The organism is Streptomyces sp. 4F14, assembly GCF_048159485.1.
Taxonomy (GTDB): Bacteria; Actinomycetota; Actinomycetes; order Streptomycetales; family Streptomycetaceae; genus Streptomyces.
In genome coordinates, this window is sequence record NZ_JBLRVY010000008.1 from 139109 (window position 1) to 152718 (window position 13610).

At 74.1% G+C, this 13610-nt stretch carries 12 protein-coding genes; 9 read left to right on the forward strand and 3 right to left on the reverse strand.

Features of this window, described 5'->3' with window-relative positions; translation table 11 throughout:
- The first annotated feature begins 51 nt into the window (after positions 1-51).
- Positions 52-2817, forward strand: coding sequence for an AAA family ATPase (locus ACLZOT_RS15955; protein ID WP_416969552.1), 2766 nt, complete (start codon positions 52-54; stop codon positions 2815-2817).
- Positions 2818-2935: 118 nt separating this feature from the next.
- A complete protein-coding gene (locus ACLZOT_RS15960; protein WP_416969553.1) occupies positions 2936-4561 on the forward strand; it encodes a S53 family peptidase in 1626 nt (541 codons plus the stop codon).
- Between the two features lie 66 nt (positions 4562-4627).
- Here the strand turns inward: ACLZOT_RS15960 and ACLZOT_RS15965 are convergent, their stop codons facing one another.
- The gene (locus ACLZOT_RS15965) at positions 4628-5074 is read right to left on the reverse strand and encodes a MarR family winged helix-turn-helix transcriptional regulator (RefSeq protein ID WP_416969554.1); all 447 of its coding nucleotides are present in this window, start codon (positions 5072-5074) and stop codon (positions 4628-4630) included.
- 149 nt (positions 5075-5223) lie between these two features.
- Here ACLZOT_RS15965 and ACLZOT_RS15970 point away from each other — a divergent pair, with 149 nt between their 5' ends.
- From ACLZOT_RS15970 to ACLZOT_RS15990, 5 genes are all read left to right on the forward strand, one after another.
- On the forward strand, positions 5224-6687 hold the full coding sequence (locus ACLZOT_RS15970; RefSeq protein WP_416969555.1) for an MFS transporter: 1464 nt from the start codon (positions 5224-5226) through the stop codon (positions 6685-6687).
- A 10-nt stretch (positions 6688-6697) separates the two neighbouring features.
- Entirely contained in the window at positions 6698-7645 is a 948-nt protein-coding gene (locus tag ACLZOT_RS15975) for an alpha/beta fold hydrolase (protein ID WP_416969556.1), read from the forward strand.
- 148 nt (positions 7646-7793) lie between these two features.
- Positions 7794-8186 carry a barstar family protein gene (locus tag ACLZOT_RS15980; protein ID WP_416969557.1) on the forward strand — a complete coding sequence of 131 codons (393 nt, stop codon included), beginning with the start codon at positions 7794-7796 and terminating at the stop codon, positions 8184-8186.
- 29 nt (positions 8187-8215) lie between these two features.
- The gene (locus tag ACLZOT_RS15985) at positions 8216-8887 is read left to right on the forward strand and encodes a response regulator transcription factor (RefSeq protein ID WP_416969558.1); all 672 of its coding nucleotides are present in this window, start codon (positions 8216-8218) and stop codon (positions 8885-8887) included.
- An 80-nt stretch (positions 8888-8967) separates the two neighbouring features.
- Positions 8968-10293, forward strand: coding sequence for a Gfo/Idh/MocA family protein (locus ACLZOT_RS15990; RefSeq protein ID WP_416969559.1), 1326 nt, complete (start codon positions 8968-8970; stop codon positions 10291-10293).
- Between the two features lie 114 nt (positions 10294-10407).
- On the opposite strand, the gene ACLZOT_RS15995 is transcribed toward ACLZOT_RS15990, so the two are convergent.
- Positions 10408-11088, reverse strand: coding sequence for a TetR/AcrR family transcriptional regulator (locus ACLZOT_RS15995; protein WP_416969560.1), 681 nt, complete (start codon positions 11086-11088; stop codon positions 10408-10410).
- Positions 11089-11196: 108 nt separating this feature from the next.
- On the opposite strand from ACLZOT_RS15995, the gene ACLZOT_RS16000 reads away from it, so the two are divergent.
- Both ACLZOT_RS16000 and ACLZOT_RS16005 read left to right on the forward strand, forming a co-directional pair.
- On the forward strand, positions 11197-11877 hold the full coding sequence (locus ACLZOT_RS16000) for an SDR family NAD(P)-dependent oxidoreductase (RefSeq protein ID WP_416969561.1): 681 nt from the start codon (positions 11197-11199) through the stop codon (positions 11875-11877).
- A gap of 34 nt (positions 11878-11911) precedes the next feature.
- Positions 11912-12808 (forward strand): phytoene/squalene synthase family protein, encoded by an 897-nt coding sequence (locus tag ACLZOT_RS16005; protein ID WP_416969562.1) that lies wholly within the window; start codon positions 11912-11914, stop codon positions 12806-12808.
- Positions 12809-12811: 3 nt separating this feature from the next.
- Here ACLZOT_RS16005 and ACLZOT_RS16010 read toward each other — a convergent pair whose 3' ends face one another.
- A complete protein-coding gene (locus ACLZOT_RS16010) occupies positions 12812-13567 on the reverse strand; it encodes a DeoR/GlpR family DNA-binding transcription regulator (RefSeq protein WP_416969563.1) in 756 nt (251 codons plus the stop codon).
- Between the last annotated feature and the right edge of the window lie 43 nt (positions 13568-13610).

A 13610-nucleotide genomic window follows, 5' to 3' on the forward strand; every position in this document is an offset into this window, starting at 1 on the left:
ACACATGATCGACTCCGACCGCAGACCCGGCGCGAACGGCCGCCGCCCCCGGTGCTCCTGACCGGCCGCCGGGAGCTGCTCGACACCGCACGGGCCGAACTGGCCACCGCCTCCGGCGTGTTGTTCCACGGCCCCGCCGGCATCGGCAAGTCCACGCTGGTGGACGCGCTCCTGACGACCCATCCGGCCGCGACGGTCCTGCGCTGCTCCCCCGCCGAGGACGACACCGCGCTCCCGTTCGCCGGACTCGTCGACCTGTTCGCGCGGGTGCCGGACAGCCGCCTGGACTCCCTCGCGCCGCCGCTGCGGGAGGCGCTGCGGGGCGCGCTCCTGCGGAGCGAGACGCCGCAGGACGGGCGGGGCCGGCTGGCCGTACGGGTCGCCGTGCTCGACGTGCTGCGGGTGCTGGCCGCCGAGGGGCCCGTGCTGCTGGGCGTCGACGGGGTGCAGTGGCTCGACGCGCAGAGCGCCGGGGTGCTGGCGTTCGTGGTGCGCCGGGTGGGCGGGCTCGGGCTGCGGGTGGTGGCCGCCGAGCGGGTCGCGGACGGGGAGCGGCCCCGGCGGCCGGGGTGCTGTCCGCCGGGTACGGCCGTGCTGCGGGTGGGGCCGCTGTCGTACGGGGAGGTGGCCCGGGTCGTGGGGGACGGGCCCGCGCCGGACGTGCTGCGGGCGGTCCAGGAGACCGCCGCCGGGAATCCGTCGTACGCGCTGGAGTTACGGGACTCCGTGCCGCTCGGGCCGGTCCTGGACGTCCCCCGGGGGCTGCGCGCCCGGCTGCTGGCAGGGGTGCCGGAGGGCGTGCGGCGGACCCTGCTCGTCGCGAGCGCCGCCGAGCGGCCCAGTCTCACCGTGCTGCGGGCCGCCGGGCTCGACGACCCGGCGACCGGGCTCGCAGCGGCCGGTGCCGACGGGGTCGTACGGTTCGCGCACCCCGTCGTACGGGCGGCCGTCTACGCCGACGCGTCCGCGTCCGAACGGCGGGAGGCGCACGCCCTGTTGGCGGGCGCGGTCACCGACCCCGTGGAGCGCGCCCGGCACCTCGCGCACGCGCGCCCGTACGAGGACGAGGACCCCGCCCGCACCCTGGAGTCGGCGGCGGAGCACGCGCGCGGGCGCGGGGAGCCCGACGCGGCGTTCGAACTGGCCCGCCTCGCCGCGCACCGCACCCCGCACGCGCGCGCCGCCGAGCGCGCCGAACGGCTGCTGGCCGCCGCCGGATACGCCTGCGACGCCGGACGGCAGACGGAAGCGGGCGAGGCCGCCGAGGAGGTGCTCACCGGGTCCGGGGACGCACGGCAGCGGGCGCGGGCGCGCGTGGTGCTGCTGCGCAACGCCGGCCAGGCCCTGGAGGGCGCCCACGACCTGATCGAGGACGGCTTGCGGGACGCGGCCGGGGACGCGGAGGCCGAAGGGTGGCTGCACCACTGGGCCGCCGTACGGGGCCTGCTGTGCGGGGAGTTGACCGAGGCCGCCCGGCACGCGCGCCGGGCCGCCGCGCTCGGCGACACGGACACCCGCGTCGGAGCGCTCGCCACGCTCGCCCGGGTGCTGTCCCTGGCCGGTGAGCCGCTCGCGGCCGGCGAGGCGATCGACGAGGCGCTCACGCTGACCGGCGGCCACGGCAGCGGTCCCGACAGCTGGGGCCTGATCCGGATGCGGGCGATCCTCGCCCTGGACTCCGACCGGGTCGGCGAGGCCCGCACTCAGGTCGCCGGTCTCCTCTCGACGATCGGCGAGGTCGCCGGGGTGGAGGAGGTGACGGCGACCCTGGTCGCGCTGACCCGCATCCAGGTGCGGTCCGGGGAGTGCCGCGAGGCCCTGGCCACCGCCGCCCGCTGCGAGGTGAGCGCGGAAACCGCCCCCGTCCTGTACGCCCGCGCCCTCGCGGCGACCGCGGGCGGCACCGCCGACGAGGCCCGCCGCCTCGCCGGAGAGGCGGTGCACGCCTCGCAGGCCGACGGCGACCGGCTGTTCCTGGTCCGGGCCCTCGCGGTCCTCGGCCAGGCCGGCCTCCTCACCGGCGACCCGAGCGGCGCTGCGGCGGCCGTCGAGGCGCTCCAGCGGGTACGGGAACTCGGCACGGCGATGGGAGCCGCCGACCCGCCGCTGCTGCACTGGTACGCGGACCTGGCGGAGGCGTTGGTGGTGCTCGGGGAGAGCGAGGAGGCGGGGGTGGTGTTGGAGGAGGCTCGGGCGCGGGTGCCGGGGAAGGGGCCGGGCAGCGCCCTCGCCGCCCTGGAACGCGCCGAGGGGCTGCGCGCCGCCGGGCTCGGGCGGGCGGGCGACGGTGTCGTCCGACTCCGTGTCGCCGTCGAGCGGTTGCGGCGGCTGTCGTTGCCGGTGGACCTCGTGCGTACGTTGATCGCGCTCGGGACGGTCGAGCGGCGGGCCCGGCATCGGAGTGCGGCGCGGGCCGTGCTCGGGGAGGCGCTGGAGACGGCGGAGCGGATCGGGGCGGCGCCGCTGGCGGTGCGGGCCGGGGAGGAGCTGGCCAGGCTGGATGCCGGGGAGCGCGGTGAGGGGCCGGCGTTGACCCCGACGGAGGCGCGGATCGCGGAGCTGGTCGGGGGCGGGGCCACCAACCGGGAGGTCGCCGCGAAGCTGTTCATCAGCGTGAAGACCGTGGAGGGGACGCTGTCGCGGGTGTACCGCAAGGTCGGGGTGCGGTCGCGGACGGCGCTGGCGCACGCGATGGCGGTCGCCGTGCTGGCGTCGGGCGCGGCGGTGGACGCCCCCGACGACGAGCGGGTCGTGCCCCCGGTGACGCTGAGTCAGCCGAGCCGTACCCACAACCGGCGTTTCGGTACAAGGCGTTGACGTGACATCAGCCGTTAACACGTGACGCAAGGGTTCCCCCGCTTATGAGGGGTGGCCGGGTCTTCCTACGGTGAAGCCGTTCCGCTTCCGGAACATCCCCCACTCCCCGGAGGACTCGGTGAAGTCACGTCTGAAACTGCTCGGTCTGGTCGCCGTCCCGGCTCTCCTCACCGCCGCGATCCCCGCCGCGTACGCGGCGGACGCCCCGCACACGGCCCGTGCCGCGATCACCGGTGACGTCCTCCAGGGCCTCGGCCACGACGCGGCCCGCACGGGCCAGGTGGCCTCCGGCAAGCGGATATCCGTCGCGGTGAGCCTGACGCCGAGAGGCGGCAGCGCGCTGGACACGTTCGTCGCGAAGGTCAGCGACCCGAAGTCGAGCGCGTACGGCCACTACCTGACGAAGGCTCAGTTCGCGGCCCGCTTCGGGCGCACCGACGCCGAGGTGAAGCAGGTCAGGGACTACCTGCGCTCGCAGGGCCTGACCGTGGACAAGGTGCACGCGGGCAACCTCCTGGTCGACGCGAGCGGCACGGCCGCCCAGCTCCAGAAGGCGTTCGGCACCCAGCTGGCGACGTACAAGGACGCGGCGACCGGCCGCACCTTCTACGCCAACTCCTCGGCGCCGACGCTGCCTTCGGCCATCGCCTCCCTGGTGAGCGACGTCGCGGGCCTCAACAACCGTACCCAGCTCCACCACCAGGCGATCTCGCGCACGGTCTCCCCGAAGGACGGTCCCGGCGGCGGCTACACGCCGGCGCAGCTCAAGGGCGGTTACAACGTGTCCGGCACGTACACCGGCAGCGGGCAGAAGATCGCGCTGCTGGAGTTCGACGGGTTCCAGCAGTCCAACATCACGAAGTACGACACGAACTACGGCCTGGGTTCGCCGGCGCCGACCGTGCAGAAGGTGGACGGCGGTTCCGGGGCGCTCGGTGACGGGCAGGTCGAGGTCGAACTCGACATCGAGGTCCTGCACGCCATCGCGCCCAAGGCGAACGTGACGGTCTTCGAGGGGCCCAACTCGGACGCCGGGGAGGTCGACACGTACCAGGCGATCGTCGACAGCGGCATCCCGACCACGTCCATCAGCTGGGGCGCGGCGGAGTCGGCGCGCACCACGTCCAACATCAACGCCGTCGACGCCGTGTTCAAGGCGGGCGCGGCGCAGGGGCTCGGCTTCTACGCCGCGTCCGGTGACGACGGTTCGGACGACGCGGGCGACGGGGGTACGTCCGTGGACTTCCCGGCGAGCGACCCGTACGTCACCGGGGTCGGCGGCACGCGGCTGACCGTGACCTCGGCGAACGCCTTCAGCAAGGAGGTGGCCTGGTCCGGCGGCGGTGGCGGCAAGTCGTCCGTCTTCAAGATCCCGAGCTGGCAGACGTCCGTCCAGAAGAGCGCGGGCGGCGGCTTCCGGCAGGTCCCGGACGTCGCGGCGCACGCCAACCCGACGCCGGGTGTCTCGATCTACTCGCAGGGCTCCTGGTCCTCGGTCGGCGGCACCAGCGCGGCGGCCCCGGAGTGGGCGGCCTTCGCGGCCCTGTACAACCAGCAGGCGTCGGCGGCGGGCAAGGCGAACCTCGGCTTCGCCAACCCGTCCCTGTACGCGGCGAACGGCACCGGCTTCCACGACGTCACCAGCGGCAGCAACGGCGCCTACTCGGCGGCGTCCGGCTGGGACTTCACGACCGGCTGGGGCTCGTACAACGCGGGCACGCTGGCGGCGAAGCTGCTCGGCTGACGACCGGTCCGTACGCGGGGGTGGGCACCGGGACGCGTCCCGGTGCCCACCCCTTTCGCCGTGCCGTCAGCTTTTCGCCGCCGCACCGCTCAGCGCCGGGCGCATCCGCTCCAACAGGCCGTGCAGCAGGGCGCGTTCCTCCGCCGAGAGGGTGTCGACGGCGACGTGGGCCTGCATCGTGCCCCGGATCGCGCGCAGGACGGCGCGGCCGGCGTCGGTGGCGATGACGTTCTTCACGCGGCGGTCGGTGGGGCTCACCTCGCGGCGTACGTGGCCGGCGGCTTCGAGGCGGTCGACGATGCCGGTGATGTTGGAGGCGTCGCAGGCGAGGGCCTCGGCGATCCCTCGCATCGAGGCCGGGTCGCGGTGGACGTGGGTGAGGACCCTGACCTGCATGTGGGTGAGGCCGTGGGGGGAGGCGGCGGCGGCGAAGTCCTGGCAGACCGCGCCGCCCACCGAGGAGAGGAGTTCCAGCAGCTCGACCTTGGAGGGGGCGGACACGGAGGCAGTCATGGGGCCAGAGCCTACCGGAACTGCTTGAAGAGGTCGATGCTTGACGACTTCAAGCATCCCTGCCTACTGTCGGCGACACATTTACTTGAGGACCTCATCCATCGACGTTCTCAAGCATCCCCCGTGACCTGCCGAAGGAGCCCACCCCCATGGGCAAGTCCACCGAAAGAACCGTCGTCCTCACACTGGGCCTGGCCTCCCTGCTCGTGTCGATGATGCAGACCCTCGTCGTACCGATCCTCGGTCTGATCCAGAGCAGCCTGCACACCACCTCGGCGGGCGCCGGCTGGGTCACCACCGTGACCCTGCTGTCGGCCGCCGTCTTCACCCCCGTCCTGGGCCGCTTCGGCGACCAGCACGGCAAGAAGTCCACCCTCGTCGCCGTCCTGGCCGTCCTGATCGCCGGCACCGTGCTGGCCGCCACCACGCACTCCCTGCCCTGGCTGATCACGGCACGGGCGCTCCAGGGCGCGGCGACAGCGATCTTCCCGCTGGCGCTGTCGATCCTGCGCGACGAGATCCCGCCCGAGCGGCTGCACGGCGCGATGGCGGCGGTCAGCGGCGCGTTCGCCTTCGGCAGCGGTATCGCGCTGGTCGCGGCGGGGCTGATGACCTCCGGGACGGACCCCGACTACCGGGACGTGTTCTGGCTGACGACCGCGCTGTCCGTGCTCACCCTGGTCGCCGTCGTCGCCCTGGTCCCGGCCACCCGCCACCGCGCCGAGGGCCGCACCGACGTCCCCGGCACACTCGCCCTCGCCGGGACCCTGGTGCTGCTCCTGCTGCCCATCACGCAGGGGCACGAGTGGGGGTGGGCCTCCGCGCGGACGGTCGGCTGCTTCGCCGGGGCGGTCGTGGTGGGCGCCGTATGGGTGCTGATCGAACTGAGGGTGTCCGAACCGCTGGTCGACATGCGAATGTTCGCGCACCCGCCGGTCCTGCTCTCCAACATCGTCGGACTGCTGGTCGGGTTCGGGATGTTCGCGCTGTTCGTCGCCGTGTCCGCCCTGGCGCAGATCCCTGCCGAGGTCGCCGGATACGGCTTCGGGGCGAGCGTGCTGCGGGCCTCCGTCGTCTATCTGCTGCCCGTGTCTCTGATCGCCCTGCTGCTCGCCCCGGTCGGAGGCCGGCTCGTCACCCGGCACGGCCCGCGCGCGGTGCTCCTGCTGGCCTCGCTGCTCGGCACGGCCGGCTTCGGGTGGATCACCCTCGACCACCGGCACACCGTGTCCGTCGTCCTCGGCAGCGTCCTCATGGGTGCCGCCGGGAGCCTCGGCTACGCCGCCATGCCCGCGATCACCGTCGCCAGCGTGCCCCGCCACCAGACGGGCATCGCCAACGGCATCAACTCCATCGCCCGCTCGGCCGGGGGCGCGATCGGCAGCGCGGTGGTGACGACGGTCCTCGCGTCCCGGAGCCTGCCGAAGGCGCCGGGGCTGCCGGCCGCCTCGCAGTTCACGCTCAGCTTCGGGCTGGGCGCCGCCGGACTCGCGCTGATCGCGCCGGTCGCCTGGTTCGGTCTGCGGACCATCGGGCTCGCCCGGCACGAGGCCGCCGGAGCCGCCGGGGCCCCGAGCAAGCCGGCTCCGGCCGAGACGTGTTCCGCCAAGTGAGGACGAACCCATGATCACGCACAGGTTCATCGAAACGAACGGCGTCCGCCTCCAGGTCGCGGAAGCCGGCGAAGGGCCGCTGGTCCTGCTCCTGCACGGCTTCCCCGAGTGCTGGTACTCCTGGCGCCACCAGATCCCCGCCCTCGTCGCCGCCGGGTACCGCGTCGTCGCCCCCGACCAGCGCGGGTACGGCGACAGCGACCGCCCCGCGTCCGTCGGCGACTACACGATGCTCCACCTCGTCGGCGACGTCGTCGGTCTTCTCCACGCCCTCGGGGAGCGCGAAGCGGTCCTCGTCGGCCACGACTTCGGCGCCCTGGTCGCCTGGCAGACCGCCCTGCTGCGCCCCGACGTCGTGCGCGGCGTCGCCGGCCTCAGTGTGCCGCCCGACTACCGGGGCGGGACACCGCCGTTGCGTACGACGCGCGAGCGGTACGCGGGCCACTACTACTGGAACCACTTCGAGGCACCCGGCGTCGCCGACGCCCAGTACGGGCGCGATCCCCGCACGACCCTGCGCCGCATGTTCCACAACCTCTCCGGCGACAACCCGGCGAACCGTACGGCGCCCAAGCCGATGATGATCCCGCCCGGCACGGACCTGGTGGACCGCCTCCCCGACCCGCCCGCCCCCTCCCCCTGGCTGACCGAGGCCGACCTCGACGTCTTCACGGCCGCCTTCGAGACCTCGGGCTTCACCGGGCCCCTCAACTGGTACCGGGCCCTCGACCTGACCTGGGAACTCACCGCCGCCTGGGCGGGGGCGACCGTCCGCACCCCCGCCCTCTACGCCGTCGGCGACCGCGACCCCGCGCGGGCGCTGCCGGGGATGGCTGAGGCCATCGCGTCACTGCCGCTGCCCAAGCGGTACGTGGCGGGGGCCGGGCACTGGCTCCAGCAGGAGCGGCCCGAGGAGGTCACGGACCTGCTGCTGGAGTTCGTGGACCCGCTCGGCTGAGGGGTGCGCCCCGCTGTCCGGCCGTATGTCGTTTCCTTCGGCAACCTGTGACGTCATCGCCGGACCGCCGACACACTCGGTTGATGTCCTCGGGTGGGCGCGGGCGTCCGGTCCGCGCCGGCCTGCGCGACGACCCCGAGGAACCACCGTGCCTTCCGCGACGAACCGCCCCCTGACCTCCTGGCTGCGCCCACTGCCCGCGCTGGACACCGTGCCGTCGCCGGCGCTGGAGGTCAGGGGCACCCGCTGCCGGACCACGATCGGCCTCTTCGGCGAGTGGGGCGACGTCCTCGGCTTCCCGGCGGACTTCGCCTTCACCTGGGGCTCGTTCGAGGAGTGCCTGGACACGCCGGCCGACCCCGTGACCCTCGTGCTGCGCGACGCCGCGCTCCTCCTCACGGACGAGGAACCGGGACAGCTCCGCAACCTCCTCGACGTGCTCGGCACCGGCTCGTTCGGGCTGCTCCTGCTCGACGACTCCCCGGACGCGCTGCGCGAGCTGGCGTACCGGATGACAAAGGCGGGCTTCAACACCCCGTGACCTCGCCGACGCAGCTTGAGGAGAACCCCGTGCACGTACTGCTCGTCGAGGACGACCAGGACACCGCCGACGCCGTACGGCGCGGCCTGGCCCGGCAGGGCTACCACGTCACCTGGGCCCCCACCGGGCACGCCGCCCTGACCGCCGCCGAACCCGACATCGTCCTGCTGGACCTCGGCCTGCCCGACATCGACGGACTCGACGTCTGCCAGGAGCTGCGGGCGCGCGGCGACGTGCCGATCGTCATCGTCAGCGGGCGCGACACCGAGACCGAGAAGGTCGTGGGCCTCGAACTCGGCGCGGACGACTACGTCGTGAAGCCGTTCCGGATCCGCGAACTCGTCGCCCGCATGCGGGCGGTCCACCGCCGCCGCCACCCCCCGCACCCGCCCCGCACCACCACCGCTCCCGACACCTACGGCCGCCTCACCATCCACCGGCCCGCCCGCCGCGTCCACCTCGACGGCACCGAAGTCCCCCTGCGCCCCAAGGAGTTCACCCTCCTCGCCTTCCTCACGACCCGGCTGGACGAACTCATCACCCGCGAGACCATCATGTCCGAGGTCTGGGACAGCAACTGGTACGGCTCGACCCGGACCCTGGACGCCCACGTGTCCGTCCTGCGCCGCAAGCTCGACGGGGCGGTGCGCATCGAGTCGGTACGAGGGGTGGGTTTCCGGACGTCCGTGGCAGGGAGCTGATGTTGACCAAGGCCGGACGGGGTGAAAATCTCGGGATGTGCGGGTCACCGTGCGAGAAGCGGCGCAGAACGGAGAACCGCATGCCGTCCCGGACCGCACGCCGCCGAGCCGCCGTGGTCGGACTCGGCTCCCGCGCCCGGCTGTTCACCCGGGCGCTGGCCGGCCCGTACGCCGACCGGTACGAGCTGGTCGGCTTCTGCGACGTCAACTCCCGCCGGATGGCGGTCCACAACGCGTGGCTCGCCGAGGAGCACCCCGGCCGCGCTCCCGTACCGGCGTACCCGGCCGCGGAGTTCGACGCGATGCTGCGGCGCGAGCGGGTCGATCTGGTCGTGGTGTGCAGCGTGGACCGGACGCATGACGAGTACATCGTGCGGGCACTGGAGGCCGGGTGCGACGTCGTCACGGAGAAGCCGATGACGACGGACGCGGACCGGGCCCGCCGGATCCTCGCGGCGCGCGAGCGGTCCGGGCGGGAGGTGCGCGTCGCCTTCAACTACCGCTACAACCCGGTCCATTCGGCCGTACGGGAGCTGCTGGCGGGCGGCGCGGTCGGGGAGGTCGGGTCGGTGCACTTCGAGTGGCTGCTCGACCTGCGGCACGGCGCCGACTACTTCCGCCGCTGGCACCGGGAGAAGGCCAACTCGGGCGGCCTGCTGGTGCACAAGTCGACCCACCACTTCGACCTGGTCAACTGGTGGCTGGGCACGCACCCGGAGACGGTGTACGCGCAGGGCGGCCTGTTCTTCTACGGCGACGAGGCGGGCGGGCGGCGGGGGCTCTCGCGGGGATACGACCGTGCGCACGGCTCGCCGGAGGCCGAGGGCGACCCGTTCGCGGTGCACCTCGCCGACTCCCCGCTCCTGCGCGCGCTGTACCTGGACGCGGAGGCGGAGGACGGCTACCACCGCGACCGGAACGTGTTCGCGCCCGGTGTCACGATCGAGGACGACATGGCCGTCCTCGTCCGCTACGCCACCGGCGCCTCCCTGACATACCACCTGACCGCGTACTCCCCCTGGGAGGGGTACCGGGTCGCCTTCAACGGCAGCGCCGGGCGGCTGGAACTGCTGGTGGAGGAGTCCACCTGGACCCGGCGTCCCGCCCGGGGCTCCGCCGGCGTCCCGCACGGCACCGAGGCCGAGGACACGGCGGGCCGTACGCGGCTCCTGCTGCGGCCGTTCTGGGCGGAGCCCCGGGAGGTCGAGGTGCCGTCGGGTGAGGGCGGACACGGCGGCGGCGACGTCCGGATGCTCGCGGACCTCTTCGGCGAGCCCCTCCCCGACCCCCTGCACCGCGCGGCGGACGCGGTCGCCGGGGCCCGCTCCCTGGTCACGGGGCTGGCCGCGAACCGCTCGATGGAGACGGGCGCCGCGGTGCGGACCCGGGACGTCCTGGAGCTGTGACGGCGAGCGCGACCCTGGGCAGCAGGCTGAGGGCCGCCCGCCGCGTGCGGTGGCTGCTGGACTCGGTGACGCGGACCGGCGGCTGACGCGAGGGAACCAGGGCCGCCACCCTGGTCACGTGTGCGGCCGGCCGAGCAGGATCGTGGCCCGGTAGAGGGCGGTGGGTGTCGGGCTCTCGGGCAGCGGGGCGAGGGGCGCGTCGGGGGCGGCGTAGGAGCGGATCAGGTGGCCGACGAGGCGGCGCCAGGCGTCGGGGGCGGCGTCGGCGGTCGCGGCGACGACGCCCGCGTTGGCCATGAGGAGCAGGACGAGGTCCTCGGGGACGAAGTCGGCGCGCAGCCTCCCCGCGGCCTGCGCGCGGGCGATGAGGGTGACGAAGCCGTCGTACGCCTCGGCGCGGGCGGCCTCCAGGGCTTTGGCGGCGGGGAAGGTCATGGTGAGGACGTCGGCGAAGCCCCGGTCGGCGGCCTGCATGGCGCAGACGGCCTCGACGTAGCCGGTGAAGCCGCGCCAGGGGTCGGGGTCGGCGAGGGAGGTGCGGACGGCGGCGGCGTAGGCGTCCATGCGGTCGGCGAAGACGGCGGTGATGAGGTCCTCGCGGGTGGCGAAGCGGCGGGCGAGGGTGGCCTTGCCGACGCCGGCCTCGCGGGCGACGGCGGCCATGGAGACCCGGAGCCCCTCGGTGGCGTACAGGCGGCGGGCGGCGGCGAGGACGCGGTCGCGGTTGCGCTCGGCGTCGGCGCGCAGCCCGGTGCCGTCCCCGGGGCCTTCGCCGGGTTCTGCGGTCGGTGTCATGCCCCCATCCTAGCGAAGTGGAACAGGCGGCCCACTTACGGTGTTACGCTGACGACAGGAAACGGGCCACCCGTTCCACTTATTCTCCGTCCGGAAAGAGTCCTGATCATGCCCACGCTCGCCATCGTCGGCGCCGGCCCCGGTATGGGCCTGGCCATCGCCCGCACCTTCGGCACCCGCGGCCACGACGTCGCCCTCCTCGCCCGCACCCCCGAGAAACTGGACGGCCTCGTCGCCGAGCTGGAGAAGGACGGCGTCACCGCCGCCGCGTTCCCCGCCGACGTCCTGGACCGCGACTCCCTGACCGCCGCCCTCGACGCCGCCCGCGCCCGCTTCGGCTCGATCGACGTCCTGGAGTACTCGCCGGCCCCCCACTCCCCCGTCCCCGGCTTCACCACGGCCGCGCCCAGCGAGGTCACGGTCGACAACCTCCAGCCGCAGATCGAGTACACCTTCTACGGCGCCGTCGCCGCGACCCGCGCGGTCCTGCCCGCGATGCGCGAGGCCGGCGCCGGGACGCTGCTGTTCACCAGCGGCGGCGGCTCGATCGACCCGGTGCCGATGTTCGGCAACGTCAACGCGGCGGGCGGGGCGCTGCGGAACTGGGTGATCAACCTGCACAACGAGCTGGCGGACACCGGGATCTTCGCCGCGCACGTCGCGATCGCCACCTGGATCGGCGAGAACGGCCCCGCGGGCTTCCCCTCGGCCACCCCCGAGCAGATCGCGCCCCTGTACTGGGAGTTGCACGAGAAGCGCGACCGGCCGGAAGCCGTCTTCACCGGCTGAACCACTCCGCCCGGGGCCGGTCTACGATCACCGCGTGAGCACGTGGAAGCGGAGCCTGGACGCGGCAGGCGTACGGGAGCCCGGGTTGCGGCGGGACTACGACGAGCAGCGGCGCACGGTGGCCCGGTACCGCCGGGCCTCGTACCTGGCCGCACGGCTGCTGCTGCCCGCGCCGGTCCTGCCGCACGTCATGGCGGCCACCGCGTTCATGCACCACAGCGACGGCCTCCTCGACACCGGCCCCCGCGACCGGCGCGGCGCCGCCTGGGCCGACTGGGAGCGCCGGGTGCGGGCGGCCCTGCACAGCGGCACCAGCGACGACCCGCTCCTGCGCGCGCTGCTGCACACCGTCGGCGCCCGGCCCCGGCTGCGGGACGTCCTGGAGGCGTTCCTCGCCGCCGCCCCCGCCGAACTCGACTTCACCGGCTTCGCCACCGAGGCCGACTACCAGGCGTACGTCGACGCCTATGTCCTGCCCGCGTTCCTGCTGATCGCGACCCTCGTCGGGCCCGAGGGCGACGACCGGGCGTTCCGTGCCGCCTGCCGGACGTTCATCGACGGCAGCCAGCGCCTCGACTTCGTCAACGACCTCGCGGAGGACCTGCGCGAGGGGCGGCACGGTATCCCGGCCGAGACCCTGAAACGGTTCTCGCTGACGGAGGACGAGCTGAGGGCGGGCCAGGAGACGGACGCCGTACGGGAGTTGGTGACCCACGAGGTCACCCGGGCACGGGCCGACCTGCGCGACGCGGCCCGGCTCCCCCACCTCGCCCCCGCGCCCTACCGCCCTCTCCTCCTGGCTCTGATCGACATCGAGCTCCTCACCGCCGACGCGGCCCTCGCCCAGGGAGCCGGCCTCCTGCGGGGTTCGGCGAACCCGTCGCCGCTCAAGGCGCTGCGGGTGCTCGCCAGGGCCCGCAGCCGCTCCTGAAGCTCAGCCCGCCAGCACCTCCACCCCGAGCGCGCCGAGCTGTTCGAGGACGGGGTGGCGGGGGTCGGCGTCGGTGATGACGCCGTCGACGTCCTCCCAGGGCAGGACCCGGAACCGGGACGCGGCGCCGATCTTCTCGGAGGACGCGAGGACGTAGGTGTCGGCGGCCCGCGCCGCGAGGGCGCGTTTCATCGCGGCCTCCTCCGCGTCCCCTGTGGTGAGGCCCGCCTCGGGGTGGACGCCGGTGACGCCGAGGAGGCACAGGTCGGCGGAGACGTTCTGCGCGGCCTCGACGGCGGCGGCCCCGCAGGCCACCGCCGAGTGCTTGAAGATCCGGCCGCCGAGGAGGAACACCTCGGCCGACGGGTGCTCCAGGAGCGCGGCGGCGACGGTCGGGCTGTGGGTGATGACCGTGCAGTCCAGAGCCGGCGGGAGGGCGCGGGCGACGGCGAGGGCGGTGGTGCCGCCGTCCAGGATCACGGCGGCGCCGGGCCGCACGAGGGCGGCGGCCACGGCCGCGACCCTCCGCTTGCCGTCGGGGGTGACGCTCTGGCGTGCCGTGTAGTCGGCGAGGGCCGGGGAGACGGGCAGCGCGCCCCCGTACACCCGCTGGCACAGCCCTTCGGCCGCGAGGTCGCGCAGGTCGCGGCGGACGCTGTCCTCGGAGATGCCGAGCCCGGCGGCCACGTCCTTGGCGACGACCTTGCCGTCACGGGCGAGCAGGGCCAGCAGATGGTCGCGCCGTTCAGCAGCCAGCATGCACGTTGTCTCCTGTTCTTGCACGTTTCTGCGTGTACTGTAG

Bases quoted from the DNA above. Each gene is read 5' to 3' on its own strand.
- ACLZOT_RS15965 (WP_416969554.1), bottom strand. From the start codon at position 5,074: ATGACTGCCTCCGTGTCCGCCCCCTCCAAGGTCGAGCTGCTGGAACTC.
- ACLZOT_RS15970 (WP_416969555.1), top strand. From the start codon at position 5,224: ATGGGCAAGTCCACCGAAAGAACCGTCGTCCTCACACTGGGCCTGGCC.
- ACLZOT_RS15975 (WP_416969556.1), top strand. From the start codon at position 6,698: ATGATCACGCACAGGTTCATCGAAACGAACGGCGTCCGCCTCCAGGTC.
- ACLZOT_RS15990 (WP_416969559.1), top strand. From the start codon at position 8,968: ATGCCGTCCCGGACCGCACGCCGCCGAGCCGCCGTGGTCGGACTCGGC.
- ACLZOT_RS15995 (WP_416969560.1), bottom strand. From the start codon at position 11,088: ATGACACCGACCGCAGAACCCGGCGAAGGCCCCGGGGACGGCACCGGG.
- ACLZOT_RS16000 (WP_416969561.1), top strand. From the start codon at position 11,197: ATGCCCACGCTCGCCATCGTCGGCGCCGGCCCCGGTATGGGCCTGGCC.
- ACLZOT_RS16010 (WP_416969563.1), bottom strand. From the start codon at position 13,567: ATGCTGGCTGCTGAACGGCGCGACCATCTGCTGGCCCTGCTCGCCCGT.